The organism is Telmatobacter sp. DSM 110680, from assembly GCF_039994875.1.
In the GTDB taxonomy this organism is placed as follows: domain Bacteria; phylum Acidobacteriota; class Terriglobia; order Terriglobales; family Acidobacteriaceae; genus Telmatobacter.
Window position 1 is genome coordinate 2,637,740 of the sequence record NZ_CP121196.1, and the last position, 25,477, is coordinate 2,663,216.

The window sequence follows — 25,477 nt, forward strand, 5'->3', positions numbered from 1 at the left end:
GATGTCGAATGGATGGGGCACGTATGTCCGTGCGGCTATAAAAAACAATCCGACAAATCAGTCTGCGGGAGCTATCAGATATTGCTCGAGTTTTCCATCGGGGTACGTGAAGGTTGTGAGCGAGAGTCGCTTGCCAGGGTAGGTAATTTGGAATGCATGGAAGGTCATGCCGCCACGCAGCGATTCACCGGTCTGGCGAAAAGTGAGCGGTTCGCCTAGCGGGGCCAGGCTAGATTGATAATCTGCGATTGCCTCGGGGGTGAAGTAGTCGCTGAGATTCGGAGCCAGGAGAGAGCGATCAATGCGACCCTGCTGCAGACCATGAAAGATTTCAAGTGCCTGCTTCTCGGTGTCGCTTGGCGGGAAGCCGGCAATGATGGGAGACGCAAGGCGGGCAATGGTAGAGGCTGCGCCAACCGCATCCTGATTGGTAAGGACGGAGATTGCGACGCCATCATCGACCAGCACCTGGTTGTCCGAAACAAATCCTGAGACTTCGCCGCTGTGCTCGATATCGCGATGGCCATTGATATCGCGCACGCCGACGCCGAGGCCGTAGTGGGTGTCCTTGCCGTCTTTCAGCTTCACAGAGGTGAACATTTGCCGGTAGCTTTCGGGCTTGAGGACGGATTGTGCAATCATGCTCTCGTTCCAAAGCGCGAGGTCATGGGCAGTCATGGCGAGTTCGCCGGCTGCAAACATCCAGCCCCGTCCTTCCTTGGGTGCTGGGCGAAGCGGTCCGAGGGCGTGGCGATAGTAGGCGGTTGCGTCCGTCTGAGTGAGTTTAGTTTCGTCGGAGTTCCATACCGACTTCATGCCAAGCGGATGGAATATGTGTTCTCCGAGAAAATCCATCAGCTTCTGCCCGCTGACTTTTTCAACGATCGCGCCGGCGATGACGTAATTGGTATTGGAATACTGCCATTGTGTGCCGGGCTCGAAGTCTAGTTGCTTCTTGGCCCAGGTATCGAGAATCTGTTGGGCGGTTTCAGCGTGAAGCATCGGAGTCATTACATAGTCTTCGGGCCAGTAGTCCTGATACCCGGAGGTGTGCGAGAGGATCTGGCGGATCGTGACTTCATTGCCACGCGTGAGGGCGGGAACGTATTTACCCACGGTGTCATCCAGAGAGAGTTTCCCCTGTTCCTGCAAGAGCAGAATGGCAGCAGCGGTGAATTGTTTGGAGATGGAGCCGATGGAATAGCGCATGTCCGGCGTTGCAGCTACGGGCGGATCGATGTGCGCGTTCCCGTACGCGTGGGTGTAGACGAGCTTCCCACCTTGAATGATTGCGAGGGAAGCGGAAGGGACTGCGGTTTGCTTGAGCACATCGTTGGCGATCTGGTCGATGCGGACTGTCAAAGTGGGATCAATCGTGTCAACGGTCTGTGCAGTGAGGGTGTGATCCACAAAGGCAAAAGAACTGAGGATTGCGAGTGTTGAGATAAACCGACGGGGGATTATCACTGGCAGAGTGGAACTCCTTCCGTTGGAATGGTAACAACAGGAGCATTGTTTCTATAAGGGTGGCGAAAGTTAGAAAGCGACTTCTTCGCTCGTCACCCAAAACTGAACTGCGTTTGGGGCTTCGTTCGCGCAGGATGACACCGCAATAGTGATGGAGAAATTGATCTTCAAGTCGCTAAGTGCGGGCTTCGGCTTCCTCGACAGTGGGTGCAAGGGTGAGAACCTGCTCAAGCCGAGTGATATGGAACATGCTCAGTACGCGTGGAGTAACGCCGGCGAGAGTGAACTGTACATGTTTGTCGCGGCAGTGGACTTCGTGATTGATGATTTCGCTCATTCCGGCCGAATCCATAAAAGGCACACCACTGAGATCAAGAATGGTGTGGGGCGGCGGCTCGGTGCCACGGAGGAGAGCGCGTAGCGGCAGGACGCTTTGGAGGGTGACGGGACCCGAGAGGCGCAGGATGACAATTCCTGGTTTGCTGCCGGGAAGCGGCTCAATCTTTAAAGAAACATCGGGGGACATGTTCGGATCAGTGTATGGAACGGAGGTGAATTTGTCGTTAGAAAACGACGGATGCGCCGAGATGGGTGCGTTGAAGAGAAATGATGCTCTGCGGCCGGTGCGATAGGCTAAAACAGCGGTGAAATTTCCACGAGGTTACGGATGGAACGCTTAGTTGAAGGCCACAAGAAATTTCTGGCGGATGTATTTCCGCGACGGCGCGATCAGTTTCATTTACTGGCTGAGTCGCAGGCTCCGGAGTGGCTGTTTATTACCTGTTCCGATTCGAGGATTGTGCCGGACCTGATTCTGGGGACGGGGCCGGGAGATCTGTTCATCAGCCGCAGTATCGGAAACGTGGTGCCAATTGCGATGAACGACGTGGACGGCGTGACGGCAACAATTGAGTATGCGGTCGATGTTCTGAAGGTGCCGTATGTGATTCTGTGCGGACACTCGGATTGCGGAGCGATCAAAGCAGCATTGAACCGGCAGGGGCTGGACAAATTGCCGAAAGCGAATCGTTGGCTGCAGCATGTCGAGGCGGCGTTTTCGCACCGGCAGCCGCTGAATCCAGAGGATGGCGCACACGCGGAACTTTGTTCGCTGATTCGAGGGAATGTAGTGGCGCAGTTGCTGAATCTGAAGGCTCAGCCGTCGGTGTCGCGCGCGATACGCGAGGGTAGACTTCAGGTGTTTGGTTGGTACTACGACATCTTGACGGGAAATATTGAGCGCTTTGATGAGGATGCGCGCCGGTTTGTGCCGCTGGTCGGATAGAAACTTCAGCCGTTCGTTTTGCCTTCCCATCCAAGCGCGAAACGCGCGCTTGGATGGAATGAGTTGTCTCGCAGGCTACTTTTTGGTGTCGAGAGCAGCCTTGATGAATTCGTGGGATTTGTCGATGTGCGCAGCTTGCGTGGTGAGAACCTGGCGGACGGGAAGAGGTAGATAGGTTTCCGACGCCTTCCCGTAGGCTTCGGTCGCTTCCTGTTCGCCCTCTTCCGCAGTGGCGAGCAGGGTGGAATCGCCGCCGCCAAGAGCAGACTTGACGTCGCCCCATGCGCGGCGAATAGTTCCGGCGGCCGTGCCGCTCTCTTTTACATCGTGAACACCTTCCTGGTGAAGGATCGACTCGAGCACTCCGCGAAACTGTGCCCGGGTAAGGGACTCTGCAAGGAAATATTCTTTTAGCGCTTCATCCTTGATTTGCTCGCCAAGCTTTTTAAAGCCCTCCTGGCCATCGATGAGAACCTGGATGACAGAGCGCAGAGCCAATTCGGTTTCTTTCAAGTCTTTTGAAGCAGACGACATTTTGCAATTCTCCGGAAATAGAAATAAAGAACTGGGCAGGGTTTGGCAGCTGCCATTGCGATTCTCCTTCGCTGCCAGTGAAGTGGGGGAAATCGCGAAAACCCCAACGCCCCTGCCCCTGTAATGGACCGAACCCGCACCCGCAGAGGCTAGGTCGATCCGAATAGTAAGATGCGAGATTTTGCGCGTCGGGGCAAACTTTTAACATTGTCGTTTTTGGGCGTTGAATTTGCGGGATTTTTTGATTTTAAGGGGGAGTTTTTCGGTGCATGTTAGCGCATGCATTGATTCCGACTGTTCATGCAAAATTGATTTGCAATGGTGTCATTTTGTTCCGTGCGATCGCGGATCGGTTAGTGCACGCCCGGCGGCGGGGAGATGTGCTGCGCTGGTTTCTTGAACATCCAGGCGAGAGCAGCGCACAGGAAAGCAAGCAATGCGGTCCAGCGAAAGACGTCCACATAGGCGAGAAGAGCGGATTGTTGCTGCATGAGGCCGTATATCAATCCGAGAGAGCCGGGTCTTGCCTGTGCGGTACCAACGTGGTGTCCGAGATAGGTTGCGATCATGCGTGATTTCTGTTGCAGTACTGGATCGGAAACGGAGAGGTGTGCGCCGATTTCAGTCTGGTGCAATGCGGAGCGGCGAATGACGGCGGTTGTGGCCATGGCGATTCCGATGGAGCCGCCGATGTTTCGCAGCATGTTGAAAAGGCCGGTGGCATTACCCATCTCCTCGCGCGGGATGGTAGAGGTGCTCATGGTGGCAAGGGGCACAAATACAAAGCTGAGCGCGAAGCCTGTGAGCAGAATTGGGAATAACAAGGTGTAGGGGCCGATGTCGAGGTTGACCGTTCCGAAGATGTAGGAGCAGATGCCGAAGCCAATGAAGCCAGCGCACAGCAGTTTGCGGTTATCGATACGCGAGCCAAGCAAGCCGATCACAGGCGAGCCGATGAATGAACCGATGCCGCGTGGGCCAACAACAAGGCCCGCTGTGAATGCCGTGTAGCCGAGAATCTCCTGATAGTAGAGCGGCAGAATGGCGATGGTGATGTAGATGCACATGCCAAGCAGCGCAATGAGGAAGCAGCCGGTGCGGAAATTTCGATCCTTGAGCACGTGAAGATCGACGAGGCCGCTGCGATTAGTCCATGAGCGCCATACCCATCCGATAAAGCCGAGGACTAACGCTGCGACGGCCCAACGCACCCAGATAGCTCCGAACCAATCGTCTTCCTGCCCCTTATCGAGGACAACCTGAAGGCTGCCGGTCCATACGATAAGGAGGCCAAATCCGATGTTGTCGAAGGCACCGACCTTAGCGTTCTTGATGTAAGGGGGATCATGCACGAAGCGGGCAATCATGAAAACGGCGAGTATGCCGACGGGGATATTGATGTAGAAGGCATAACGCCAACTGAAGGTATCGGTGAGCCAGCCGCCTAGCGTGGGGCCGAGTACGGGAGCCACGACGATCCCTAATCCGTATGCCGCCATGGACATGGATCTTTTGGCAGGGGGAAAGCTTTCGAGAAGGATGGATTGCGATAAGGGCTGCAGGGCGCCCCCGCCTGCTCCCTGCAATATACGCGCCAGCAGGATCACGCCCAGCGATGGCGCTGCGCCACAGAAGAAGGAAGCGATGGTGAAGAGGATGACACAGATGAGCAGAAAGCGCTTGCGACCCCAGCGACGCGCGAACCAGTTTGATGCGGGGAGAATTACGGCATTGGCCACCAGGTAGCTTGTGAGTACCCAGGTGGCTTCGGAGTTGGTCGCCGACAGGCTCCCAGCGATGTAAGGGAGTGCTACCGACGCAATGGCAGTGTCAAGCACCTCCATAAAGGTAGGCAACATGACCGACGCCGTGACCAGCCACGGATTTACGCCTTGCGTGAGAGGGTAGCGCTCAAGCGGCGTTTTCCAACTGTGATGTTTGGTGTTCGATCCAACAGCTTCGAAGGTAGCGGTGGTCATGGGGGTATTGAACACCTGAGGTTAAAGCAGCAGCCGCCTGCTGCCCTGTGACGGCTGCCGCAGATGTGGCTACTGAATCGAGCGCAGGTAGGATACTAACTGCCATCGCTGTGCTTCAGGAAGACTCGACCAGGACGGCATGCCGTGGCGGAGGTCTCCCTCGCGAAGGAACCACTCAAGATCACCGTCTGTTGCGGACCTTATGTGTTCGCTGCGGAGGGCTGGTTTTTTGCGGCCGTCTCCCATGGCATCGGATCGGTGACATTGGGCGCAGTGGTCTTTGTATACGAGAGCGCCGGCGGGCACCGATTCAGGATGCGTGGCAAGCGGGTTTGTGCGGATGTGGTCCTTGCTTGGTACGCGGTCCCAGTGAGAATTGGCTGCCGCGCAGAGAAGCAGACTTGCGAACATCATGAGACAGAAAATGCCGAAGAATCTCCGAGTCGTCGCGGTCATCGCGCACCTCCTTTATTACTGCGGAACCAGCTTCCGACTTGAGGTAATTCCGAGGCCCAGCCGATGCGGTAAATGCGATCAAGGCTGGAAGATGTAAGGCCGAAGCCGGTGGAAAAACTGAGCCGGCCGAAGGGGAGTTGCCAACCCACGGTCGGCGCGATGTAGTGAGATGTGTCGTGCAGTGTGAGCGAATCGGTATTTCCCAGACCGCCATAGGCTTCTGCGCCGGCCATGAATTTCTCAAAGCAGAAGGTGCAGGGCTTTCCGCTGCCAAGAGTGCGAAGGGGACGTGCGGCACCGAGCGCGTAGCCGAATTCCCATGGTTCATGGCCCAGGTTCTTCTCGGAAATGAAATTCTCGGAGATGTTCCAGGCTTTGAGATTAGAGGACAGGATCAGCTTTAGCTCGGCTTCGTGTTGGTGCTCCTGGCGGGATATGGCATTGGGGTCGGCAAGATCGGCTTGGCCATCGTGGCCGACGAATTCGAGGATGGTTTTGTCGGCGCCGGAGATGTTTTCGTATTCGACGTAGAGAACCGGGTTGACGACGTGCTCGCGCATCAGAGGACGAAAGCGGTTTTCGAGCCGGAAGCCAGTAAAAATAGTGGAATCTTGAGCGGTGGCCTGACCGTCGAGGTAAAGCTCCGAGGTCCACCAGGCGCGGACGCCGTATTCCAATTCACTCGCCGTTGCGCCATATCGGTGGCTTCCCGGTGGCTGACCAAGGGCCGTCTTGGTCTCGATTTCGAGGTTTCCGGGTTCTTCAAGGTCATGAGAGTAGGTGACGAAGTAAGGCTTTTCCTGAGCACAGACGAAGCCGGGAGGAGCGGCGACAGCCAGAGCCAGCAAAAGGGCAGGGACTGGACCGGAAATAAGGAATGAGCGAGCCACGTGCAACCTCTTTTCAAATATGCGACCAAATGTGTCGTATATGGAATATAAACTCAGACTATTTTGGTCCGCAATTGGAGACAAGGTCATTTGTCACACATGGCGAGACGGGCCGAATCTGACGGCCGTCTAGAAACGAAAGGTGAACATTCAAAGCTCCAGGGCAGTCCCAAAGTGCCAGCAATCTTATAAAATTAATATCAATAAAAGTTGACACTAATTCACTCATAGTGCATCTTAAGTAGTGACTTGAAATTACTTGTGTCTGAGGCGGGAAACTAATCATGGCAAAAATCATTGGAATCGACCTAGGTACGACCAACTCATGCGTCGCCGTTCTTGAGGGCGGCGAGCCGAAAGTCATTGCGAATGAGGAGGGTGCACGAACGACCCCCTCGATCGTTGCATTCTCGAAGAGCGGAGAACGCCTCGTGGGCCAAGTGGCCAAGCGCCAGGCCATCACCAATCCCGAGAACACCATTTTCTCGATCAAGCGCTTCATGGGCCGTCGCTACAACGAAGTGACAGACGAGATGAAGATGGTTCCCTATAAGGTGGTTCAGCAGGGTGACCATCTGGCGGTTGTAGCGCAAGGCAAGGAATACACCCCGCCCGAGATTTCGGCGATGATTCTGCAGAAGTTGAAGAAGAGCGCGGAAGCCTATCTGGGCGAAACGGTTACCGAGGCTGTAATCACGGTTCCCGCCTACTTTAACGATGCCCAGCGGCAGGCAACGAAGGATGCGGGCAAAATCGCCGGTCTGGATGTTAAGCGCATTGTGAACGAGCCGACGGCCGCCGCTCTGGCGTACGGGCTCGACAAGAAAAAAGACGAGACGATCGCCGTGTATGACTTTGGCGGCGGCACATTCGATATTTCGATTCTGGAAGTGGGCGAAGGCGTCATCGAGGTGAAATCGACCAATGGCGATACGCACTTGGGCGGCGACAACCTCGATCAGCGGATTGTGGAATGGCTGATTGCCGAGTTCAAGCAGGAAGAGGGGCTTGACTTGGCGTCGAAAGGCAATGAGATGGCTTTGCAGCGTTTGAAGGACGCGGCAGAAAAGGCCAAGATTGAGCTTTCGACGACAGTGGAGACCGAGATCAACCTGCCGTTTATCACGGCTGACGCAACCGGACCGAAGCACCTGGTGCGGAAGCTGACGCGCGCGAAGCTGGAACAGCTGGTTTCTGACCTTCTGGAGCGTTCGCTCGAGCCGTGCAAGAAGGCGATGACCGATGCTGGCGTGAAAGCAAGCGACATCGATGAAGTGGTGCTGGTCGGCGGTCAGACGCGTATGCCGAAGATCCAGGAGCTGGTAAAGGGCCTGTTCGGCAAAGAGCCGCATCGCGGCGTGAATCCGGACGAGGTGGTTGCGGTAGGTGCGGCTGTACAGGCGGGAGTGCTGGCAGGCGAAGTGAAAGATCTGCTGTTGCTGGACGTGACACCGTTGACGCTCTCGATTGAGACGCTGGGTGGCGTTGCGACGCCGATGATTCCGCGCAACACGACGATTCCGACGAAGAAGACAGAGACGTTTTCGACGGCGGCTGATTCGCAGACTGAGGTTGAAGTGCACGTGTTGCAGGGCGAGCGGCCGATGGCGGGACAGAACCGTACGCTTGGCAAGTTCAAGCTGGCGGGAATTCCTCCGGCGCCGCGTGGCATTCCGCAGATCGAGGTCACGTTTGACATCGATGCGAACGGCATTCTGAACGTGAATGCCAAGGACAATGCGACGGGCAAAGACACACGCATCACCATCACTTCGAGCTCTGGTCTCAGCAAGGATGAGGTGGAGCGCATGGCCAAGGACGCGGAGGCGCATGCAGCGGAGGACAAGGAGAAGCGCGAGGAGATCGAAGCGCGCAACCAACTCGACGGGCTGGTCTACAACATCGAGAAGATGTTGAAGGATTCCGGCGAGAAGGTGCAGGCTGCCGATAAGACCGAGGTGGAAGCTGCATTGGCTGAAGCCAAGAAGACGCTGGAAGGTTCTCCGAGTGCGGCGGATCTACGCGCCTCTCACGACAAGCTGACCCAGGCAAGCCACAAGTTGGCCGAGGTGCTCTACAAGGCCAATGCAGCGGCGGCCCAAGGTGCTCCGACGGCGCAGGCCGACGGCACGCCAGGGACTGAGCAGAAAAAGGACGAAGGCGTGATCGATGCTGAGTACGTGGACGTGGAAGACAAGAAATAGCGGAGTTGACGTTGTTAGCCTCGCTTCGCGAGTGTTAGCGGAGTTAGCAAGCGGGGTGGGCGATTTGGCCCACCCCGAATTTTTGGGTTGCGTGCGGACGAGACCGTCCCGTAGTTATCTTTCGGAATAAGCGCAGTCCTGTCGGTCGTCCGCATCGCAAGCTAACGTGTACGCTAAGTGAGATAAGAAAACTCAAATGGCCACAACCCAAAACAAAGATTATTACGCGACGCTAGGCGTCAAGAAGACAGCAACGCCAGAGGAGATTCGGAAGGCGTTCCGCAAAGCCGCGCGCAAATACCATCCTGACGTCAATCCCAACGATAAAAAGGCTGAGGAGAAATTCAAGGAAATCTCTGAAGCTAACGATGTATTGAGCGATGAGAAGAAGCGGAAGGTCTACGACCAGCTTGGCTTCTACTCTGACCAGATCGATCCGGCGCAGGCTGAGGCTTATGCGCGTCAGCAGCGCGATGGCGGCGGCGTTCCGGTGGATTTTGGTGGTTTCGATTTCTCAGGATTCCAGGGAGGTGGGCACCCGGGATCGCAAGCTGGGGCTGGTTCATCAACGTGGGGCAGTTTCAAAGATATTTTCTCCGGCATCTTTACGGGTGCGCAACAGCAACAGCAGCGGCCGCGTGGTCCCCAGGCAGGCACTGATCTTGAATACCAGGCGACGATTGATTTCTGGTCGGCCATCCGGGGTGGGCAGGCGCGCATTCAGGTGACTCGCCAGGAGACTTGCCCCACATGTCATGGTATGGCGCAGTCGGGCGGACAAATGACCTGTCCCGAGTGCAGCGGCACGGGCCAGGTAACGCAGATGGGCGGGCGCATGAAGTTCAATATTCCCTGCCCGCGCTGCGGGGGAAGCGGTCGTGTGACGAGCGATTGCCAAACGTGCCACGGAGAGGGCACGGTTACGCGCACGGAAACCGTGGAGTTTCGCATCAAGGCAGGGACGCGGGACGGACAGCGAATTCGGCTGCAGGGAAAAGGCAATGCGGGAGTCAATGGCGGCGCGCCGGGAGACCTGTACGTTATTGTCCGAACCGGAACTCATCCTGTGTTCACGCGCGTTGGGGACGATATCCAGTTGACGGTGCCGGTGACCATCGCGGAGGCATCGCTGGGCTCGAAGATTGAGGTGCCTACGATTGATGGACGCGCGCAATTGAAAATTCCGCCCGGCACGCAGAATGGGCAGAAGCTGCGGTTGCGCGAACGCGGCGTCGAGAGTGCATCCCATCCGGGGCAACGTGGCGATCAAATTGTGACCATCGAGGTGGTGGTGCCACATCTACAAGACGAACGCAGCCGCGAGATCATGCGTGAACTGGCGAAGTTGAATAGTCAAGATCCGCGGGTTTCATTGTTTGAGAAGATTTGAAAAAGACAGGGAACAGGGATTAGGGATCAGGGACTAAGGGAATACACGGCAATCTGATCGAGAGATCTTATGGCGGCGAAGCGAAAATCCAAAGGCGCATACATGATCTCGGCGGTGGCCGAGATGTACGAGATTCATCCGCAGACGCTGCGGCTCTACGAGCGGGAAGGACTGCTGAAGCCTTCGCGCACGGAGGGCAATACGCGGCTCTACACGGATGAGGACCTGGAGCGACTGGAGTTCATCCTGAACCTGGCGCGCGATCTGGGCGTAAATATTGCGGGAATCGCGATCATTCTGCAGATGCGCGAGCGCATGGAAGAGATGAACCGGCAGATGCAGAGCTTTGTGGAGTATGTGCGCTCGGAGATGTTGACGCGATTCCAACAGGGTGCGCCTAATGCAGGCGCGATTGTGCCGCTCCGGAAGCCGACTGTGGTGATCAAGCCGGCACCCGGGCGAAAGCTGTAATCCGCGACATCATTTCCGATCTATAGCAGAGATTCTCGCTTGTCGATTTCTGCGCGTATTCTTAGACCTGCATGTTGTACGTCCTCATTGCAATCGCTGCCGTTGGCCTCATTAGTTCTACGGTTTTTGCCGGCATGGTTTTGGCGGCAGTGCCGCGGTTCTTGCGCGAGCGGCGAGCTGCTGAAACCGAGGTTCGCAAGCGGCCGAGGTTTACGCCTCCTCTGACATTGCTGAAGCCTTTGGCGGGTGGGGAGCCGGATTTGGAAACACACCTGGCGAGTTTCTTCGAGCAGGACTATCCCACGTTTGAGATTTTGTTTTGTGCGCGGCAGGCGGATGATGCTGGCCTCGAGATTGCGCGGCGCGTGGCTGCGCGGTACCCGCAGATTCCTGCGAAGTTCATGTCAACGGGTGAGCCGCCTTACATCAACGCCAAGGTGGCTTCGATGGAGCTGATGGAGAAGTCAGCAGCCTACGACATTCTTGTTATTAGCGACAGCGATGTGCGCGTGACTTCAGATTATCTGCGGGCCGTCGCCCTGCCATTTGCTGATGGGAAAGTTGGTGGCATGTGTTGTCTGTATCGCGGTATCGCTGCGGGCGGAGGGTTGTGGGCGCGGCTTGAGGCCGTGGGCATGAGCGTGGAGATGACGGCGGGCGTGCTGGTGGCGCGGATGATGGAGGGGATGCAGTTTGTGCTCGGTCCGACGATGGCGTTTCGGCGCGATGTAATTCGGCGCATGGGCGGCTTTGAGGTCACGGCGGATTATTGCGCGGATGATTTTGTATTGGGCAACGAGACGCACAGGCTGGGACAGACGGTGGTGCTGAGTCATCACGCTATCGACCACATCGTGATTAACCTCAGCCTGATGTCTTCACTCAAGCACCAGGTGCGGTGGATGAAGTCGACCCGCTTCTCTCGGCCAAAGGGACACTTCGGAACGGCGCTCACATTCAGCATGCCGTTCGGGTTGCTCGGGCTTGCGGCTGGGCTCCTGTTGGGGCAACCGCTGTGGGGCGTTGCGCTGCTGGCCTGGGGCGTGGCCACGCGCCTGGCGCTTTCTATTACGGTCGGGCGCATGGTGGTGCGCGACCCTAGCTGGTTCAATTTGCTGGTGCTGTATCCGATGCGTGATCTGATGGGATTTTTCTTCTGGGCGGCGAGTTACATGGGGAGCCGGATTTTGTGGCGCGGGCGCGTGTTTCAATTATTGCCCGGTGGGAAGATGCGTGCGGCAGAGTAGTTGGATTTGAACCTTCCTCATGAAGTCCTACATTGATAAGCTCATACGGCTATGAAGCTGAGCATACGTCCACTCACTCCTGATCTCTGGCCCGCGCTTGAGGACTTGTTTGGCGAGCGAGGCGCCTGCAATGGTTGCTGGTGCATGTACTGGCGAATTGGCAGCGCTTATCTCAAACAAGCGAGCGAAATCAACAGGAAGAAGTTTCGCGCGATTGTGAACCACGGGCCGCCGCCGGGATTGATCGCTTTCGAAGATGAATTGGCTGTTGGTTGGTGTCAGCTTACTCCACGCGAGGCTTTGGCGTGGCTGGATCGATCGTGGGTTCGGGTGGACGATGTCCAGGTCTGGTCGATCTCCTGCTTCTATATCCGCAAGGGCTACCGAAGGCGCGGGATAACTGGGGCGCTGATCGACGCCTCGGTGAAGACTGCACGAGCTGCAGGAGCAGCGGCACTCGAGGCTTATCCACTGGATCGGACTTTGTCGCCCAGTTCAACGGGGACCGGGTTTGTCTCGACGTTTAAGCGTGCCGGATTTAAAGTGGTGGCGCATCGCACTGCGCCTCGGCCGATTATGCGGTTCGATTTGAGGAAAGGTAAGAGCGTTTGAGTTGAAGGCCGGCCTCGTCCGCGTGATGAGGGGCTGAAAGCAACCGCAGATCCCTCGGCTTCGCTCGGGATGACAGCGCATACTTACATTGGCTCGAGCAGAGGCTCTTATTTGAGCGGGCGATCGGTCCAGAGGGCTTTGTCGGCTATGGATTGGACTGGGATGAGGCGGCCGGAGAGAAGCTGCTCTGCTTTGGGCTGGTTCGTGTCTTGTGCGAAGAGCCACTTGCGTTCGCCGGTTCCCCATTCCTTCGAAAGCTGGTCATCGCTTAGGAAGATTTTTGGAGCGTCGGGGTAGCACGAGCCCCATACAAGCGATGATCCGTGGCCGTACGGGGAACAGGGTTCCATCACGATGAAGGCCGGCTTGTGCAGGAAGTTGTGGGTGTAGAAGACGACGGAAGACGCGTCTGATTGATCTCCGTAAATGATGAACGAATCGGACGGCGAGCCTTTGGCGATGATAGTGTCAGCCAGTTGCCGCGAACTGAGCATCGGTTCGAAACGCGCAAAGGCGATATGTGCCGCGACGAGAAATACTGCTGCAGTGAGAGCGATGCTGACGGTTGCTGCGAGATGTCTTGCGCGTATGCGGAACATCCATCCCAGGGTCGGTCCGAAGAGTAATGCGATGGCGGCGATGGCTGCGGGAAGACGCAGCGCAGCGAAGGATGGCCCGGTAAGGTCGAAGAAGTGCGACATCGAGAGCGTGTATCCGCCTACATCGCGATGTGCGAGGAGCGTGCCGATGTCGGAGACGAAGGGCAGGTTCCGCGATTGCCAGAGGCCCGAGCCCAGCGCAATGGCGGCCAATACTCCAGCAATGGAGAAGACGGCTTGCGCGCCGCTGAGCCATTTTTGTGAGAGCAGCGGTTTTTGGCCTTCAGGGCCGCGGCGTTCCTCCATGTTTGCCAGCAGGCCTGCGATCAGAATGAGAAGCGGGGTCCACGCGGGGAAGGTGTAGTACTCCTGATTGGTGGAGATCGCGAAGAAGATCAGTGTGAAACCGGCGAAGAGCGCAAGTAGCCAGGTGGAACGTATGCGGAACTTGAGGCGTGCCACAAAACTGGCAGCGTCTTCGCGGGCGGCGTGATCGAGATAAAAGTCCACGGTGTCGCCGGAGTCGCGATCGAGGTGCTGCATCCAGACGTGACGTGTCTTCCATGCGACAACGAGGAGTGCGGGCAGAAATAAACTCCACGGAAAGAGCCATGCGAGATGCGCAAGCCAGTAAACCGCGAACGGCATCTTGTTGTAGTCGTTCGGAAAGCGTCCGCCGAGGAAGCGCAGGACATGTTCGTTGATGAAGTAGAAGTACCAGAAGCCGTGCACGTTTCCGGGCGTGGGGTGATTGCCGACGGGGTGCCCTTGGTCGGGGTTCGCGAGTCCGCAGAGAATGTGCCACGGAGCCGCGACGGCGAAAAAGAGGAGCAGTCCGGTGAACGGCTTCAATTCGCGCCAGCGGCGCCATTGTCCGCTGAGCATGAGGAGAGGGATGGCTGCGGCGGCGAAAAAGACGGGCGCGATCAAACCCTTGGTGAGGGTAGCTAGCGCGAGGGCGGCCCACATTCCGTAAAAGCGGATTGTGTGTCGGCTCTCAAGGCCGGTGATGAAATTCCATAGTGCATACAGCAGTAGAAAGCTCAGCAGTGCTTCAGGAATGGCAAAGCGCGTGAAGAGAAATGGCCCTATGGACGTGAGCACTCCCAGCGCGGCGTATAAGCCTGCTCGGCGTCCCCACCCGCGTGAGGCCCACAGCCACGACAACCATGCGAGACCGAGAAGTGCCAGAGCGTTGGGCAGATGAGTGGCGAATACGTTTTGGCCGAAGATCCAATAACCCGCGGCGTCAAGCCAGTAAGGAAGCGGCGGCTTTTCAAGGTAGCGAATGCCGTTGAGCTTCATGGTGACCCAGTCGCCACTCTCGATCATGTGCTGGGCTACCTGGGCGTGCGAGGCATCGACGTCATCGAGCAATGGCGGGGTAAAGAGCGAGGCAAACTGCACGGCGAGAAAGATCGCTGCCAAAAGCGCCCAGGCAACAAGATTCGAAGGAGCCTGAACTGGGCGAATTTGCGTGTTTTCTGCGTTTGCCATCGGGTAAAGCTCTGAAAATCAAGGATAACAGTGACGAGCCCCGAGGATCTCATGGCGCGGAACCGATGGGTGTCCGAATGCAGGCCGCCACGCATCATAGAATGGACGCAGGTTACAGTTTGATGAATTCCAGGAAGCGGGCGGACGGAGTGATGGCATCGAAATCGATGCGCGATCGTGTCGCCGCGTGGCGCCGGTTGCTCGAACGGTGCGGAATCAAAGCGACACGCAAGCGGGTACACGCGCTGCGGGTTGTGACCTTGCGACTGCAAGCTGAGTTGGAGCGCGATCGTACCGATCTTCCTGATGCAAGCCGCCAGGCGCAGGCTATCCTGCGATTTTCAAAGCAGGCAGAAAAGCTAAGGCGGGCCCTAAGCCCCGTCCGCGAATTCGACGTGTGGATTGGAAAGCTGCGCGGGCTTAGTGCATCGCTGACCGAGACAGGAGACTACGTCCCTCGTTCGATGCAGGAGACTGTACGCGGCATCGATCGTCTCGAAGAGAGAATCAAGAAGAAACGCAACGACGCGGAGATCAAGCTGGTCGCCCAGATCGGCAAGCGCCATAGTCAATTTGTTCGTGCAAGTGAAGACGTGGACGAAGCGCTCTCAGAGTACGTCTTTGGTGAAGAAGCAGGCATTGCCGGAGATCTTGTGGAACGATTTCGCGCAGTGAAGGCGGACTTTTCTACATTCAACGAAAAAAACCTCCACGAGTTTCGCAAGCGCATCAAGACGGTAAGGTACCTGGCGGAGATCCACGCGAGCACCGATCGCGCCTGTGCACAAATCGCCACGCAAATGAAGAAGATGCAGTCGGCTATCGGGGAATGGCACGACTGGCAGGAGCTCGGCTTGGAAGCGCGCAAGCATCGTTCCAAAGGCAAAGGGCTCGCGGAACTGCTCGACACAGTCACGGCAGAGGCCTTTGAAAATGCGCTTTCGACGGTGCAGATGATCTCTGCGAGCATTCTCGGCGAGGATGCATTGAATGCTGGTAGCCTGCAGGTCGAAGGCGGCAAGCAGCCGGCACGAGAGGACCAGCCGGCGCTTGGAGCGGCACTGGACAGACAACTCGCTTGAGCTAGGCGATGGAACTGAAGCGCGCCAGAGCCCGTAGTTGAAGCTGTGAAGCGAGCACGCTCATTCATATTTTTTGCTATCGCAGGGATGGCGATGTGGCTATTGCTTTGCGCTGTTGGTGGCGTGATGGCAATCGAGAGCGCACTGCACCCGGGACACCTGCGAATCGGAGCGGGAGAAGTCGAGCAAGCTGAGAGAATGGCGGCGGCATACCATGCGGTCCTGACCGAGGTGACGGTTAATGCGAGTGACGGAGAGGTACTTCGTGCGTGGAGCATTCGTCCTGTCGCTGGCAACGGAGACGCCGTAATCGTTCTTCACGCCAGGGGGATGACCGTGCCGGAATGTTGGGGCCTGCCTCCATGCTGTTGCGTACTGGCTATGCCGTGTTGCTGCCTGATGCGCGCGCACATGGGTCGAGCGGTGGCCGTTTTGGCACATACGGTGTTCTCGAGGCAGACGATATTCGCCGCTGGTTCGACTGGCTGAGGGTGAATGAATCTCCGCATTGCATTGACGGCCTGGGAGACTCCATGGGGGGAGCCGAATTATTGCGGTCTCTGGATGCAGAGGAAGGCTTTTGCGCGGTAGTAGCCGAGAGCGCCTACGCTACTTTTCGTGAGGCAGCGTACGACCGTCTCGGACAGCAATTTTCGACGGGGCCCTGGCTAGGGCGCACATTATTGAGGCCTGCGCTGGAGTTTGGAATTATTTATGCTCGCCTTCGATATGAAGTCGATTTAAGGAAAGCAGATCCAGCAAGCGCGGTTGCAGCAACGCACGTTCCGGTGTTGCTGATTCACGGATTAGCCGACACGAATCTTCCGCCGCGCCACTCTGAAATGATCAAGGCGCGAAATCCGAACGTAGTGCTGTGGGAGCCTGCTGGTGCGGACCATTGCGAAGCGTCGAGCGTTGCGCCTGCCGAGTATGAACGGCGTGTGATCGGCTGGTTTGGTGGGCGTGACTCTCAGTAAAAGCTAGTGTGATTTGGATCAGGGTCCGGCGCCAAGGGGTGGTCGTGTATCTTGGCCGAAGAAACTGATTTCGAATTCGTGGAGATTGCTCGGCGCCTATGCCCACGTTTGCAGCTATTGATATCGGTTCCAACTCATGCCGGTTGAAGATTGCGAAGGTGGTCGCTCATAAGCTGCGCACTTTGCACGAAGATCGTGAAGTGACGCGGCTGGGCGCGAGCGTGTTTGCCTCGGGGCTGGTATCGCCTGAGGCAATGGCGGCGACGCTGCGTGCGCTCAAGCGCTTTCAACGCGCGGTGCAGTCGCATGGTGTCGACGAGATTCGGGTGGTTGCTACCTCGGCGATGCGCGATGCGCGCAATTCCGCGGCGTTTCATGCATGGGTGAAGGCTGAAACCGGCTGGAATATGGAGATCATCTCGGGTCTTGAAGAAGGCCGGCTGATTCATCACGGTATCGTTACCGGCGAGCCGGGCACTAGCGGCAAGGTTCTGCTGATCGATCTCGGCGGCGGCAGCTGCGAGATCACTTTGTCTGAGCACAAACGGATCAAGGACACGATCAGTGTTCCTCTTGGCGCAGTTCGTCTAACAGAGGAGTTTCTTTCGGTTGATCCGGCACCGCCGGAAGAACTAGCGCGGATGCGTCGGCTGATCGCGCGGGAATTGCGGCGGGCGCACCGGCGAATTCAACCGGGACGTGTGCCGATGGTGATCGCAACCTCAGGTACAGCGGCCGCTTTGGCAGAGGCCTGTGCTGCGGCGATTGCGAAATCGGGCAAGTCATCCAAATCGGCAAAGCGGTCTGCGCGTAGTGCCGGGCACGCAGCGATTGCTCCTGCGGCGCTGGTGAGGAAACTGGCCGCAAAGGTGGCGCGCATGAATCTACCGGAACGCGAGGCGGTTGCGGGAATAGGTCCGAGGCGTGCGGAGATTATCATTGCTGGAGCGCAGGTGTTTGCAGAGTTGCTGGAGAGCTTTAATTTGCCGGGTTTCCGATATTCCCCGTTGGGACTACGCGACGGGATTCTGGCGCAGATGCTGGCGGCGCAGGATGACCGCACGGCGGCTCACAAGCAATTCGAGATTGAGCGCTGGGAGTCAGTGGTTGCCACGGCTCAGCGTTACGGGGTGGATATGCGCCATGCCGAGCCTGTGCGTGCGCATGCTGTTCAACTTTTCCGAGAATTACAAGCCCTGCACCGGCTTCCGGCGGAATATGAAGACTGGCTCTCGGCGGCTGCGGTGTTACGCGATACCGGCAAATTCATCAATCACCAGGGGCATCACCGTCATACGCAATACATCGTGTCGATGTCAGAGATCTACGGGTACACGCAGGTGCAACGCACCGTCGTTTCTGCCATTGCACGTTACCAGGGGAAGAGCAGGCCGCAACCCGACGATAGGGCGCTGCGGAATATTCCTGCGGTAGAGCATAAGAATGTGGAGAAGGCAGTAGTGTTGCTGCGGCTGGCGGTTGCGCTGAACCAGGATCGAGCGAGCGACGTGCTCGATGTGGTTGCCCGGGTCTATCCCAAGCGCGTGTATCTTGAGTTGAAGCCAGGACGGACGGGGGCGGAACTGGAACTTTGGTCGCTGCGCAAAGAAGCGGACTATTTCCGGGAAGTCTTTGAACGCGAACTCTTCGCGACACTGGCGTAGATCCAACGGGCCATGCGCGGATCGATAAGCCATTGCAAAAGCGGCGGGTGCTTTTCCATGTCGATGCGCGCGACGGAGGCTTTACGCATGCGTACTCCGGCACCACCATTGCCGGTAATGAGGCGACCGAGGAACTGAAACAGGTTGGGGTTGTGTCCGACGATCAGGACGTCCTGCCGGTCAGCATATTTGTCGAGGAGTTTTTGAAAGTCTGCGTAGGTGGCGTTGAGGTCGAGCGCCGTACTGACCTCGACTTTGCCTTCATAGCCCAGTTCGTTGCCCACAAATTGTGCGGTCTGTAGTGCGCGCTTCAGGGGACTGGCAACGATGACATCGGGCTGAACCTTGAGGGCGCCCAGGATTCTCCCCATAACCATGCACTGTTCTTTGCCTTCGGCGATCAATCCGCGTTTCGCGTCGAGTTTCGCGCTCTCGCGGGGAACTCCGGCGTTGGCATGCCGCATGAGATAGAGGTTCATATGAGGGGATCGGCGTAATCCGGGAGGGCTAAGCCACTTCCTTTGAAGTTGATTTTACACGGCTGTAACAAAGCACGGAAAACGTTTGGATCGTAAATTTATTATTTGGAATGGCTTAAGGACCACCGCGCGAATTTAAAATCTGTGCAAATATTCGCCTTTTATTCGCCTATACTCATTTGATGGGAGGCGAACGCTCTTCAAAAACTCGTATGCGACTCGCAGGCAAGATTTGTGCACGCTGCAGGAATTTCATCCCCGACGACCCTCCCACTCCGGGAGAACGGCTGTGCGCGAAGTGCCGCTCGCCGGAGATTCATCGGATCTATATGTATTACATGTACCGGACGGACTGGATGTGCCAGTTTCTGGAAGAGGATCTGAAGACGCCTCTGCCTCGCCGGTTTCATTTTCAGAGCCCGGAAAAGATTCGCGCGATCGTAGAGAAGGTTGGCAATTTTGCTGATCTTCAAGATAGACAGGCGCTTGATTATGGACTGGAGACCGGGAGAGGCGGAGTCTGGCTTCAGCTTACCGAAGAGCAGTACAAGCACCTCAAGACTGTCCGCTGAGACAGTTTTGTGACGGAGGAGAGCATTTGAAGTGTGGAAATAAGAACCGGCGGCGAATTGGTCGAGTCGCCGCCGGGAGGTGCAAGGTTGGGGAGAGTAAGAGTGGAGCAGAAGCGTTTCAGGGTTACGTGCCGTGGTTGAGGTCGAATTCCTGAATCGCAAAGATTCAATTAATAGGAAGGCTGCCAGCCCGCGATCGGAATGGAGACGCTTGCCTGATTGTTAAGGACTGTGGTGAAGGAATAGCCCGGACCTGTGCTGGGGGTCAGGAAAGGCGTCAAGGCAGCGACGGCAGACTTAGGTCCGTTGTACACAGCGTTAATGCCGTCGGTGCCTTCGTAATTCAGATTGTTAGCGGGGTTTGAATTGCTGATGACGCGGCCCAGCACACGATGCTCGGCCTCGATGCCCATGATCGATGCTGAGACCTTGGCGAAGTAATTGAGTTGTTCCGTGGTGTAAGCAGCATCTGCCGGCTCGAGATATGCACCGTCTCCCGACTGTTTATTTGCGGATTTCGCGGCGAATTCCTGAATCGCATTCAAATACGCGCCAATAAATGCGTTTTCAAGTGCGTTCAACATGCCGGTGAAAGCAGAAAGTGTATCGAAAGTGCCGTGTGGGAAGTAGAACGTCTGGACGGGATCGTAGCGGGCGTACTGCATGCCGAGCAGCGAACGAAACAGACCGGCGTGGTGGATTTCCTGGGTAAGCGCTGCCTGTAGGTATTGCACATTGCCTGCATTGCCGCTGCTGGTGACGTTTTTGGCAGATCCTCCGGGGCCTGCAAGGTTTGGATCCTGGATGACGGGTCCGACCAATCCGTTGTAATAGAAGGTCGAGGCAAGATCTTCGGCGATGAGCGCCGCTGTGAAAATTTCCTTGACGGTGTCTTTTGCCTGCGCCGCTTCCTGCGCTGCCTCTCCGGCAGATTCGGTTTCGTCGGCGCGGGCAACGCGTGAGCCGCCGCCGAGTGTAAACGACGCTGCTGCGCCCAGGCCAAGCAAACCGGCCCGGGTCAGGAATTTACGTCGCGCGAGCCGTTCCTGCGCGATGGTTTCAACCGTTGAATTAAGCTCCAGCATTTTCATATGACCTCTCTCGACTCATTTTTGGATCTCGTGCCTTGGGGAAAGAAATCGCGATCAGTGCAGGATTTAGCTGCACCGGGGCGACTCTGCGTGAAGAACGGAATCTACCCCGGTTCGGATTTGCTGGTTGAGTATTTTTTATGAAATGACGGCAGACAAGGAATTGTGCCGACTTTAGTAAGCCTGCCACAACTCACTTGCAAGCAAACCGCCCAGCCGCTCGCGTCGTTGCATCAATTTGAATCCGGACCGCGCAAGCGCCGTGACGTGGTCGGGGAGATGGCGGATACGCAGGCCTGTCAGAATTCCGAATGCCTTGTAGAGCGCGGTGATCAGAAGCTGGGCGGGCAACTTTGCGTATCGTGTGTTGGGGACGGCGAAGTCCGAAACAACCCACAGCGCGCCTTCGGCTACGCCTTCGCGCAGGCCAGCGGCCAGCCGGGCCACTTCATCCGTAGTGAGGCAATCGAGAAAGAAATGCGTGGCAATCAGGTCGTAATGGTGGCTAGGCGCGATGAATTCGCGCGCATCCAAGTTGAGGGCGTGAATTCGACTCGCATTGGGAGCAGCCCGCCGCTTCAACTCCTGCAGCATCCCCTCGCTGGCATCGAGAGCGTCAACGACGACGCGCGAATTCTGCTGAAGCAATCGCGCTGTGAATCGACCATCGCCATCGCCGATGACGAGCGCGGATTGTTGGCTCTTCATGGCAGGGAGGAACTCGACGCGGCACTTCGAGAGGATTGGGCCGAATGTGAACCATTCCGCCCATCGGTATATGCGCGCCAGATGATTGAAGTTTGCCGGCGATGAGTGCGCTGGGCGGCAATATTCTTTCGACCGCATGGCCGCGCTCTTCATCCTGGCCGCACGCTGGCCAACAGGATCAAGGGAGTCAGTAACACCATGTCGGCGAGAGTGCGCAACGTAAGCGTCGAAACTCGGCGCCGGGTGAGATCGAGCAGCGTCAGCAGGGTTGCGCTTATTCCTGCAATGCAAACCATGCCTGCTATCTGAGTGCTTACAAACGAGAGTGCTGCGGCCATCACAAAGAAGACGATGCTGAGAGTATTCGAGCGTGAGGAAATCCCGGTCTCGAAATCGGAGGATTCCCATCTCTCGATGGCGAAGCAATTCAACCAGGCCAAGGCTGCAAATGACGCGAGGCACACGATAAGCGGCCATCGCACGGGGGCGATACGCGCTAGAGTGGGCGCCGCGCAGCCCGCTGTAAATAAAAGACCGACCACAAACTCCTTTGACATTCGCTTGCGAATCCAGTGAGGCATCGTTGCTGTCGAGTGCACTCCCGAGAAATAGAGGAGCGCAGCGGCCGCCAGTACTGAGTCACGATGGCGGGCGGCACTGGACATGCGGTCGACAATCAACAACGCTGCAATAGCTGCAGCCGCGCATGCACCGGGAATGAGCCAGCGGCGGTGATGCCAATGGAAGTAATGACGTTCACGAGGGTTATCCAGTGAGTCCAAGCGCATGGCACGTTGCACATCAAGTAATCGATCACCCACGTATACGCACCACGTTCCGCAGGCGATCAGAAGTAAAACCCAGGCATCGAGGTGTACGCCGGCGGCACTGGCAAATGCGATTGTCCAAACCACGGCGACAGTAGGCGCATCGAGACTGGCAAGATGCCATAAATGGAGTGCTCGCGGCATTCGGTGCGGCATTTCACGCTTCAAGCGCCGGACACTCGCATTTTCGTGGCGGGGCGATGTTAGCGGATTGGCTTGGGGAAGTGCCACTGACTTGATTGTAAAAGCAGCGAGAGCGCCAGCGTATAGAGGCGGGACGCTCGACGAGGAAACTGTTATTGTTCAAGCCTTAAGAGCTTCGGAGACGAGTGCCTGTAACTTTGCGTTTACGCCGTCAGCACCGAGAAAGAATGGTGCCTGGAGGCAAGTGAGTACTAATTCCTGCCTTTCCGGCGAATAGCTCCACTCAACTTCCACGCCCATTTTGCTGGCACGACCGGAGTTCTCATTCATTGGGATGCCTGCTGCGTTCGCCTTTGCCATTAACTGTGTGTATTGGTGGGGTGAGACTCCCGAAAACACCTGTGGTGTATATCTTGCCAAGTCATTCTCCTCGTCTGGGCACCCAGGTATCTTGTGGAGCGGATATCGGCTGAGATTCTGGCCCGTATTCAGACTTTAGCAATATCGATCGAAATTTCCTGCAAAAAGCACGAGAAAGAATTCTGTTTGGATCGAAGCACTTAGGAGGGCATTGCGTTTTCAGGGCCTTGACGCAAGAAGAAGCTGTCTGTTGAGGTGTCCGACTTGGCGCGGTTCCTGGATGTCTGCTCTTTAGATATCTCATGCTCGAGGTGAGCTACGCGACGACGCAGAATTCTCTTGAGTTCAACAAGAGAAGGATCGTCTGGCTTGACGCCAGAAGTCTGCTCAACCCTGTGCATGGTCTCGCGGAGCGCGGCAATCAGTTTTGGTGTTTTGTTCGCGCTCATGATTGGTTAGATATCAATCCTTCGGTTGGGGTTTGCCTTCGTCTGTAACGATTGGCTCAGGAACGTCACAGCGTTGAGACCAAACAAAGCTAAAAGGTGGGGCGGGTTGCCACGCACTTTACCTAGGCAAAGTGCGTAGACTCGGTTGATAAAGAGATTGGCCCTAAGCTCAACCAGTCACTAACTATCCGTACCATCATCTTCCAAAAACCAATTTCGGCTTTCCAGCGTGACGATGCACTCTCGGGCAGAGTTCTCAAGCTCGATCAAGTCTGACCAATCTGTCGCGCTGTGTTCTCCAACGCGCTCGATGTTGACCTCAAGCTTCTCTGCGACAAAAATTGTAGTGAAAACCTGCATAGATGTTCTCTACGATGTTCCCACAACCTTCAATTGTCGTCATCGATTACTTGGTGATTTTCGTCACGCTGTTTTTAGTCCTAAGAAAGGAGAGCCCTTTCCGTGTCGAGCCAGACTGACTTTCACACAGAAAATCTGACGACTCTTCCAGGTTTTCTCCGTTGTGCGCTAATCGCCTGTTGGCTGGGGAGATTCTGTTGCCAGAGATTGGATAGCTCCCGCTATGCACCGCTTGAGGTCCGTTACGGTTTTGCCATCTTTCCCTGGGTAGATTGTGTGCTCTAGAAGGTAGAGGGTACTTTTAAGGATCTCTATAACATTCAATGGGATTTCGTAGGGCATGACCATTACACCGCTTTCGATAGGTTTTAGTTTCTTACGGCCCAAATCTATTTCAAATAAGATGCTCAGGAGCGCAGGAGGGTTTACAGGGACGAATTTTCGTGACCAGTTACTTGGTTGGAACTCGGAGATCCTTTAAACCCTTGCGCTGACGTATTAGTTGCAAGGTTGCCTGGCGATGACATCGCAGGCACATCGTACGTATATTTTGGAGGTCGCATTCGCCACCGCCTTCGATAACAGGGATAATGTGATCCGCGTCCCAAAGACTCTTGCGCGACTTGCGGCGTAGACCCCAGTGCGCAAGAAGCGCGATCCCGTTCGCTCCGCGCGAGTAACGAAGCTTGCGAGCTTCACGAATGGTGTCTACTGCGCAAGAGGAGCAAATGCCACGATCGCGTTTAAATACTTGTTCTCGCAGATATGCGGGTTGTGTTCGCAGTTTCCATTCGTGAACGCAGAACGCCGAGCAGAAAGTAAAACGTCCGCGGGGAACTTCAAGCGAGCACCAGCGGCACAGCCCTCGACCATTGGGGCCACGGGGAATAGCTTTGCGATCGACCCAGCCGCCTCGCATGACCCGCATGGTGCTCATGCTTCCGTTTTAAACGGTGCGGCATAAGTTTGACGCCGCATCTCGCGGGGTTGGAATAAAGATTGGCACGCCGTTTTGGCACAGCCAGCTCCGCGGCAGCTGTGATGAATGCGGATTGTTTCACTCGGCTGCACTGGCGCTTTCGATGGCTCCGTTTTTGAGAGCCCAATCCCGAAAGCCTGCAGGGGGATTTTTTACTCCGGCGATATTGGCGCCCTTGATTGCGGCGATGTGCTGCCAGTCGATGGATTCGAGATCAGCGTACCGCAAGTCAGACGAGGTGAGGTCGGCACCGTCAAGTTTAGCGCCGGAGAGATTACTTCCGACGAGATCGCTGTCACCAAGGTTTGCGTTGGAGAGAGTGGTGTTTGCGAGATTGCTGCCGCGAAAATTTGCAGCATGAAGGTTGGCGTAGGAAAGATCGGCGGCGCGGAGTTGGCTTCCACGCAGATCGGCCGCGCTCAGGTCGGCGCGCAGTAGATTTGCATGTTCGAGATGAATGCCCTGGAGGAAGGCCGTGGAAGCGTCAACGCCGACGAGGGGAATCTTGTCGGCGTTGAGTTCCTGCAGTGCTTCGATTCGTCCGCCGCTGCCGCCTTTCCCTTGCGCTGTGTTGATGACCTGCCAGGCCTGATAGTGGCGCTGCTTGATGCGATCACCCGATTCGCTGAAATAGAAGATCACGCCGATCAGGACTGAGAGACTGCCGAGATATTCCAGGACCTCGAGGAAACTCCAGCGGCTGAGTCCATACGCGGCCCACTCCCAGAGCCATTCGATGCGACGCAGGGGAAGAAGCCAGGGGTGCCTGAAATCCTCCCGGATGACATGCCATTCTGCGGGACGTCGTGAGACTCTGCGGGTGATCATTCGTTCTCTCCTCGCCGCGCGGACGGTGCAGCGTCACGCACGCTGACAGTGAGAGTGTCCTGGCGCGAGGAAAGATACGCGAATAAAAACGATCAGTTAACAAAGGTTGATCAGCACTATTTTGGGCTGTGACCGGCTGAATGCTTGTCATCATCGACGCTGTTCTCTCTGCCGGTGTTGGCGGAACCGTCGGATCGGTCGGATGCCGGTTTTTGCGAATCAGGCTTTGTGTTGGGATCGTGTGGCGGGGGAATTCTCATGTCGTAGTGGCGAGGATCGGGCGGTTGTTCAGGCATGGTGTGCTCCTCCAGGTATTCGATGCCTAG

General features: G+C 56.5%; 27 protein-coding genes. 10 read left to right on the forward strand and 17 right to left on the reverse strand.

Annotated features, from left to right (window positions below; all coding sequences use genetic code 11):
• Window positions 1-57: 57 nt before the first annotated feature.
• Window positions 58-1,467: a serine hydrolase domain-containing protein gene (locus tag P8935_RS10895; RefSeq protein WP_348265022.1), complete on the reverse strand. Its 1,410-nt coding sequence runs from the start codon at window positions 1,465-1,467 to the stop codon at window positions 58-60.
• Window positions 1,468-1,642: 175 nt separating this feature from the next.
• Complete coding sequence (locus P8935_RS10900) at window positions 1,643-1,993, reverse strand: STAS domain-containing protein (protein WP_348265023.1); 351 nt, start codon at window positions 1,991-1,993, stop codon at window positions 1,643-1,645.
• 141 nt (window positions 1,994-2,134) lie between these two features.
• Here P8935_RS10900 and P8935_RS10905 point away from each other — a divergent pair, with 141 nt between their 5' ends.
• Window positions 2,135-2,752, forward strand: a complete 618-nt coding sequence (locus P8935_RS10905; protein WP_348265024.1) for a carbonic anhydrase — start codon at window positions 2,135-2,137, stop codon at window positions 2,750-2,752.
• Window positions 2,753-2,827: 75 nt separating this feature from the next.
• Here P8935_RS10905 and P8935_RS10910 read toward each other — a convergent pair whose 3' ends face one another.
• The 4 genes from P8935_RS10910 to P8935_RS10925 form a co-directional block, all read right to left on the reverse strand.
• Entirely contained in the window at window positions 2,828-3,286 is a 459-nt protein-coding gene (locus tag P8935_RS10910) for a PA2169 family four-helix-bundle protein (protein WP_348265025.1), read from the reverse strand.
• 353 nt (window positions 3,287-3,639) lie between these two features.
• The gene (locus P8935_RS10915) at window positions 3,640-5,265 is read right to left on the reverse strand and encodes a DHA2 family efflux MFS transporter permease subunit (RefSeq protein ID WP_348265026.1); all 1,626 of its coding nucleotides are present in this window, start codon (window positions 5,263-5,265) and stop codon (window positions 3,640-3,642) included.
• 69 nt (window positions 5,266-5,334) lie between these two features.
• The gene (locus P8935_RS10920; protein ID WP_348265027.1) at window positions 5,335-5,721 is read right to left on the reverse strand and encodes a cytochrome c; all 387 of its coding nucleotides are present in this window, start codon (window positions 5,719-5,721) and stop codon (window positions 5,335-5,337) included.
• Window positions 5,718-6,611 (reverse strand): hypothetical protein, encoded by an 894-nt coding sequence (locus P8935_RS10925; RefSeq protein ID WP_348265028.1) that lies wholly within the window; start codon window positions 6,609-6,611, stop codon window positions 5,718-5,720. Before P8935_RS10925 ends, P8935_RS10920 begins: the two co-directional genes overlap by 4 nt.
• A 284-nt stretch (window positions 6,612-6,895) precedes the next feature.
• Between P8935_RS10925 and dnaK the strand changes: the two genes are divergently transcribed.
• The 5 genes from dnaK (at window position 6,896) to P8935_RS10950 (ending at window position 12,535) form a co-directional block, all read left to right on the forward strand.
• Complete coding sequence (dnaK, locus tag P8935_RS10930; protein ID WP_348265029.1) at window positions 6,896-8,815, forward strand: molecular chaperone DnaK; 1,920 nt, start codon at window positions 6,896-6,898, stop codon at window positions 8,813-8,815.
• A 196-nt stretch (window positions 8,816-9,011) separates the two neighbouring features.
• Entirely contained in the window at window positions 9,012-10,205 is a 1,194-nt protein-coding gene (locus P8935_RS10935) for a J domain-containing protein (RefSeq protein WP_348265030.1), read from the forward strand.
• A 69-nt stretch (window positions 10,206-10,274) separates the two neighbouring features.
• Window positions 10,275-10,676 carry a helix-turn-helix transcriptional regulator gene (locus P8935_RS10940; RefSeq protein ID WP_348265031.1) on the forward strand — a complete coding sequence of 134 codons (402 nt, stop codon included), beginning with the start codon at window positions 10,275-10,277 and terminating at the stop codon, window positions 10,674-10,676.
• Window positions 10,677-10,747: 71 nt separating this feature from the next.
• Window positions 10,748-11,923: a glycosyltransferase gene (locus P8935_RS10945; protein WP_348265032.1), complete on the forward strand. Its 1,176-nt coding sequence runs from the start codon at window positions 10,748-10,750 to the stop codon at window positions 11,921-11,923.
• Between the two features lie 51 nt (window positions 11,924-11,974).
• Entirely contained in the window at window positions 11,975-12,535 is a 561-nt protein-coding gene (locus tag P8935_RS10950) for a GNAT family N-acetyltransferase (RefSeq protein ID WP_348265033.1), read from the forward strand.
• Window positions 12,536-12,642: 107 nt separating this feature from the next.
• Here the strand turns inward: P8935_RS10950 and P8935_RS10955 are convergent, their stop codons facing one another.
• A complete protein-coding gene (locus P8935_RS10955; RefSeq protein WP_348265034.1) occupies window positions 12,643-14,631 on the reverse strand; it encodes a glycosyltransferase family 39 protein in 1,989 nt (662 codons plus the stop codon).
• 152 nt (window positions 14,632-14,783) lie between these two features.
• Between P8935_RS10955 and P8935_RS10960 the strand changes: the two genes are divergently transcribed.
• Window positions 14,784-15,713 carry a CHAD domain-containing protein gene (locus tag P8935_RS10960; RefSeq protein WP_348265035.1) on the forward strand — a complete coding sequence of 310 codons (930 nt, stop codon included), beginning with the start codon at window positions 14,784-14,786 and terminating at the stop codon, window positions 15,711-15,713.
• Window positions 15,714-15,812: 99 nt separating this feature from the next.
• Here the strand turns inward: P8935_RS10960 and P8935_RS10965 are convergent, their stop codons facing one another.
• Window positions 15,813-16,034: a hypothetical protein gene (locus tag P8935_RS10965; RefSeq protein ID WP_348265036.1), complete on the reverse strand. Its 222-nt coding sequence runs from the start codon at window positions 16,032-16,034 to the stop codon at window positions 15,813-15,815.
• Window positions 16,035-16,057: 23 nt separating this feature from the next.
• Here P8935_RS10965 and P8935_RS10970 point away from each other — a divergent pair, with 23 nt between their 5' ends.
• On the forward strand, window positions 16,058-16,690 hold the full coding sequence (locus P8935_RS10970) for an alpha/beta hydrolase (protein WP_348265037.1): 633 nt from the start codon (window positions 16,058-16,060) through the stop codon (window positions 16,688-16,690).
• Between the two features lie 98 nt (window positions 16,691-16,788).
• Window positions 16,789-18,354 carry a Ppx/GppA phosphatase family protein gene (locus P8935_RS10975; protein ID WP_348265038.1) on the forward strand — a complete coding sequence of 522 codons (1,566 nt, stop codon included), beginning with the start codon at window positions 16,789-16,791 and terminating at the stop codon, window positions 18,352-18,354.
• Here P8935_RS10975 and sixA read toward each other — a convergent pair.
• On the reverse strand, window positions 18,306-18,833 hold the full coding sequence (sixA, locus tag P8935_RS10980; protein ID WP_348265039.1) for a phosphohistidine phosphatase SixA: 528 nt from the start codon (window positions 18,831-18,833) through the stop codon (window positions 18,306-18,308). The genes P8935_RS10975 and sixA overlap by 49 nt on opposite strands.
• Before the next feature lie 212 nt (window positions 18,834-19,045).
• Here sixA and P8935_RS10985 point away from each other — a divergent pair, with 212 nt between their 5' ends.
• Window positions 19,046-19,405, forward strand: a complete 360-nt coding sequence (locus P8935_RS10985; RefSeq protein ID WP_348265040.1) for a hypothetical protein — start codon at window positions 19,046-19,048, stop codon at window positions 19,403-19,405.
• Window positions 19,406-19,575: 170 nt separating this feature from the next.
• Here P8935_RS10985 and P8935_RS10990 read toward each other — a convergent pair whose 3' ends face one another.
• The 8 genes from P8935_RS10990 to P8935_RS11025 all read right to left on the reverse strand — a co-directional run bounded on the left by P8935_RS10990 (window position 19,576) and on the right by P8935_RS11025 (window position 25,447).
• Window positions 19,576-20,496 carry a ferritin-like domain-containing protein gene (locus tag P8935_RS10990; RefSeq protein WP_348265041.1) on the reverse strand — a complete coding sequence of 307 codons (921 nt, stop codon included), beginning with the start codon at window positions 20,494-20,496 and terminating at the stop codon, window positions 19,576-19,578.
• 174 nt (window positions 20,497-20,670) lie between these two features.
• Entirely contained in the window at window positions 20,671-21,342 is a 672-nt protein-coding gene (locus tag P8935_RS10995) for a class I SAM-dependent methyltransferase (RefSeq protein ID WP_348265042.1), read from the reverse strand.
• A gap of 11 nt (window positions 21,343-21,353) precedes the next feature.
• Window positions 21,354-22,175, reverse strand: coding sequence for a hypothetical protein (locus P8935_RS11000; RefSeq protein WP_348265043.1), 822 nt, complete (start codon window positions 22,173-22,175; stop codon window positions 21,354-21,356).
• Between the two features lie 159 nt (window positions 22,176-22,334).
• Complete coding sequence (locus P8935_RS11005; RefSeq protein ID WP_348265044.1) at window positions 22,335-22,595, reverse strand: hypothetical protein; 261 nt, start codon at window positions 22,593-22,595, stop codon at window positions 22,335-22,337.
• 140 nt (window positions 22,596-22,735) lie between these two features.
• Window positions 22,736-22,984: a hypothetical protein gene (locus P8935_RS11010; RefSeq protein ID WP_348265045.1), complete on the reverse strand. Its 249-nt coding sequence runs from the start codon at window positions 22,982-22,984 to the stop codon at window positions 22,736-22,738.
• Between the two features lie 811 nt (window positions 22,985-23,795).
• Entirely contained in the window at window positions 23,796-24,281 is a 486-nt protein-coding gene (locus P8935_RS11015) for an HNH endonuclease (protein ID WP_348265046.1), read from the reverse strand.
• Window positions 24,282-24,401: 120 nt separating this feature from the next.
• Window positions 24,402-25,151, reverse strand: coding sequence for a pentapeptide repeat-containing protein (locus tag P8935_RS11020; RefSeq protein WP_348265047.1), 750 nt, complete (start codon window positions 25,149-25,151; stop codon window positions 24,402-24,404).
• A gap of 116 nt (window positions 25,152-25,267) precedes the next feature.
• The gene (locus P8935_RS11025) at window positions 25,268-25,447 is read right to left on the reverse strand and encodes a hypothetical protein (RefSeq protein ID WP_348265048.1); all 180 of its coding nucleotides are present in this window, start codon (window positions 25,445-25,447) and stop codon (window positions 25,268-25,270) included.
• Between the last annotated feature and the right edge of the window lie 30 nt (window positions 25,448-25,477).